The organism is Mesorhizobium sp. M7A.F.Ca.US.005.03.2.1 (genome assembly GCF_003997795.1).
Taxonomy (GTDB): domain Bacteria; phylum Pseudomonadota; class Alphaproteobacteria; order Rhizobiales; family Rhizobiaceae; genus Mesorhizobium; species Mesorhizobium ciceri.
Window position 1 is genome coordinate 1 of sequence record NZ_RZRP01001430.1, and the last position, 808, is coordinate 808.

The following is an 808-nucleotide window of genomic DNA, read 5'->3' on the forward strand; positions in this document are numbered from 1 at the left end:
ACCTTATGCGGATCCCTCGGTTGACAAGGACCAGAGCCGGCTTCTGCCGCTTCAGCCATCGACCGCGCCGGGTACGGAAGACCATCACCAGAGCGGGGTGGCGCCATGAACGACACCGGCGTCATCGACCGCTTCCTGGAGACTTTTACCCGCTACATCGATTCAGGCTTTGGCCTTCTCGGCGGGGAAGTCGCGTTCCTCACCTCCACCCTGATCGTCATCGACATCACGCTCGCCGGCCTGTTCTGGGCTTGGGGGGCGGACGAGGACGTACTGCACCGGTTGGTGAAGAAGACGCTCTATATAGGCTTCTTCGCCTTCATCATCGGCAACTTCAACCGTCTCGCCGGCATCGTCTTCGAAAGCTTTTCCGGACTTGGCTTGAAAGCCGGGGGATCGGCACTTTCGGGTTCCGCCCTCCTGCAGCCGGGACGCGTTGCGCAGGTCGGCATCGTGCCGGCAATCCGATCCTCGAAGCCGCAAGCCAGCTGATGGGCTACGTCTCGTTCTTTGAGAATTTCGTCCAGATCGCGGTGCTGATGACCGCCTGGGCGATCGTGCTGATCGCCTTCTTCATCCTCGCCGTCCAGATCTTCGTCACATTGATCGAATTCAAGCTGACGACACTTGCCGGCTTCGTGCTGATCCCCTTCGCACTGTTCAGCAGGACTGCCTTTCTCGCCGAAAAAGTGCTCGGCAACATCGTCGCCTCCGGCGTGAAGATCCTCGTCCTCGCCGTCATCGTCGGCATCGGCTCGGGTCTCTTTGGCGAGTTCACCCGCGGCTTCGGCGCCGAACAGCCCACAAT

1 pseudogene is annotated in these 808 nt (G+C 60.6%); it reads left to right on the top strand.

Features of this window, described 5'->3' with window-relative positions:
- Nucleotides 1-105 precede the first annotated feature (105 nt).
- Nucleotides 106-808, top strand: a pseudogene (gene trbL, locus EN991_RS38280) (P-type conjugative transfer protein TrbL); the annotation flags it as partial.